The organism is Albidovulum sp. (genome assembly GCF_049646345.1).
In the GTDB taxonomy this organism is placed as follows: Bacteria; Pseudomonadota; Alphaproteobacteria; order Rhodobacterales; family Rhodobacteraceae; genus Albidovulum.
Genome location: NZ_JBARVQ010000376.1, coordinates 1 through 2,334 on the forward strand (window position 1 = coordinate 1; position 2,334 = coordinate 2,334).

Annotated in this window: 3 protein-coding genes; all 3 read left to right on the top strand. The window is 59.7% G+C overall.

The genetic code is table 11. From position 1 onward, the window contains the following. Window positions 1–269: P-II family nitrogen regulator (locus WBB85_RS09345; RefSeq protein WP_432638351.1), on the top strand; the 269-nt coding region annotated here is incomplete at its 5' end. Window positions 270–292: 23 nt separating this feature from the next. Continuing rightward, window positions 293–1,606: an ammonium transporter gene (locus tag WBB85_RS09350; RefSeq protein WP_432638352.1), complete on the top strand. Its 1,314-nt coding sequence runs from the start codon at window positions 293–295 to the stop codon at window positions 1,604–1,606. A 430-nt stretch (window positions 1,607–2,036) separates the two neighbouring features. Further along, the coding region (locus tag WBB85_RS09355) for a hypothetical protein (RefSeq protein WP_432638353.1) at window positions 2,037–2,334 on the top strand (298 nt) is incomplete at its 3' end.

Consider the following 2,334-nt stretch of genomic DNA (forward strand, 5'->3'; position numbering starts at 1 on the left):
GAGTGCGAGGCATGATGGTGAGTGAAATCAAGGGTTTCGGCACTCAGTCGGGTCATACCGAGATCTATCGTGGCGCGGAATATGCGGTGAACTTCGTGCCGAAGGTGAAACTGGAAATCGCGGTCAGCGCGGGGCTTGCGGATGACGTGATCGCAACCATCGCCAAGGTGGCCAAGACCGACAAGATCGGCGACGGCAAGATATTCGTGCTCGACCTCAAGGACGCGTTGCGCGTCAGGACCGGAGATACCGGGGAGGACGCGCTGTGAGCGGCAATTTCAGGGGATTGGGAATGATGAAATCGGTAACTCTGGCGGGGATGATTGCGGCACTGGTCGGTGCCCCTGCGATGGCGCAGGAGGCGGCGGCAGAGGTGATGGACAAGGGGGATGTCGCGTGGATGATGGTCTCCACCCTGCTTGTTCTCTTCATGATCCTGCCGGGGCTGGCCTTGTTCTACGGCGGGTTGGTGCGATCAAAGAACATGCTGTCGGTGCTGATGCAGTGCACGATGATCACCGCGATGGTCATGGTGATCTGGGTGATCTACGGCTATTCCTTCGCCTTTGGCGGCGGGACGGGCCCCTTCTTTGGTGGCTTCGGCAAGCTCTTCCTTGCGGGTGTAACCCCGGACAGCATGGCCGCGACCTTCTCCGAGGGCGTGGTGATCCCGGAATATGTCTTCATCGCCTTTCAGATGACCTTTGCCGCGATCACACCGGCGCTGATCGTCGGGGCATTTGCCGAGCGGATCAAGTTCGGCGCGGTCATGCTGTTTTCCGCGCTCTGGGTGACGGTGGTCTATTTCCCGGTGGCCCACATGGTCTGGGATGGTGCGGGGCTGATCTTCAATATGGGGGCGCTTGATTTCGCTGGCGGCACGGTCGTGCATATCAACGCCGGGATAGCCGCTTTGGTTGGCGCGTATTTCATTGGCCCCCGCATCGGGCTCGGCAAGGATATGATGGCCCCGCATTCGATGACGCTGACGCTTGTGGGCGCGGGCATCCTCTGGGTCGGCTGGTTCGGGTTCAACGCTGGGTCGAACCTTGAGGCCAATGGCGGCGCGACGCTGGCGATGATCAACACCTTCACCGCGACAGCGGGCGCGATCCTTGCCTGGGCCGGGCTGGAAGCCGTACTGCGCGGCAAGGCCTCGATGCTGGGTGCGGCTTCGGGGCTGGTGGCGGGACTGGTTGCCGTGACGCCTGCGGCGGGATCGGTCGGGCCTGTCGGGGCCATCGCCCTTGGCGCGATTGCCTCGGGCATCTGCTATTTCTTCGTGGCGGTGGTGAAGAACAAGATGGGATACGACGACAGCCTTGATGTCTTCGGTATCCACGGTATCGGCGGCATAGTTGGCGCCATCGGCACCGGCATCTTCACTGCCCCCGGTCTTGGCGGCATGGGGGGTGAGGATTACGTCATGGCGGCGCAGACCTGGATCCAGATCAAGGCAGTTGTGATCACCATCCTCTGGTGCGGGATCGTCTCGGCTGTCCTCTACTTCATCGTGGACAAGACGGTTGGCCTCAGGGTCGAAGCCGAGGACGAGCGGCAAGGTCTGGATCTTACCGCCCATGGCGAAAGCGCCTATCACGTCTGACATTCTTCGCTGACGGGAAAATCAAGCACAAAGCAGGGGCGGCAGCCCCTGCTTTTTTCGTTCCGAAACTCATGATTTCAATTGAGGGTAGAATTTATTTACCAGCCTGAAAAAGCGACTCACTCCTGCTTCCTTCTGGGGGTGGCTCATGACGTGGCGGAAGGTTGCGCGTTCTCTGCCGAATATGGCCCTGCCGTCGAGCCAGTTTCCGCCTACGTCTCGCTGTAAAAACCTAAGTAATTATAAATAAACATAAAAAAAGGACAGCGGCTTTCCGCCAGAATCGTGGACAGGCCGAGGGGCCCATCTCAATATCGCGTGAGGTGACGCGTTGTCGGGCACCGCGCAGAATGCCCGACGGCCGCTGCCTGAAACCAGAAGCAAGCAGCCGAGAGCAAGGCGCCTTGGCCAGAATACGGGGAGATGAAGAATGCCAAACTCAACCCAAGAGAGTGTTCAGTGGTGGATAAATGACCAGACGCCTGACAATCCCTATGGCAAGAGCGATGACTACGATGCGTTCCTCGATTACCTCGGCGCGCTGAACCGCAGCCTGACGCCAGCGATCGCCGCCGATCCGCTGGTGATCAACGTCTCTGAACTCAGCGACCATCCCGACTACATGGCCGCCGCAGTCGGAGCGCTGCAGATGTGGGCATCTGTCACGCCGCTTGAATTCCAGATCGTTGACGACAGGCCGTACGATCCGAATACCGACTGGATGGAAG

Bases quoted from the DNA above. Each gene is read 5' to 3' on its own strand.
- WBB85_RS09350 (WP_432638352.1), top strand. From the start codon at position 293: ATGATGAAATCGGTAACTCTGGCGGGGATGATTGCGGCACTGGTCGGT.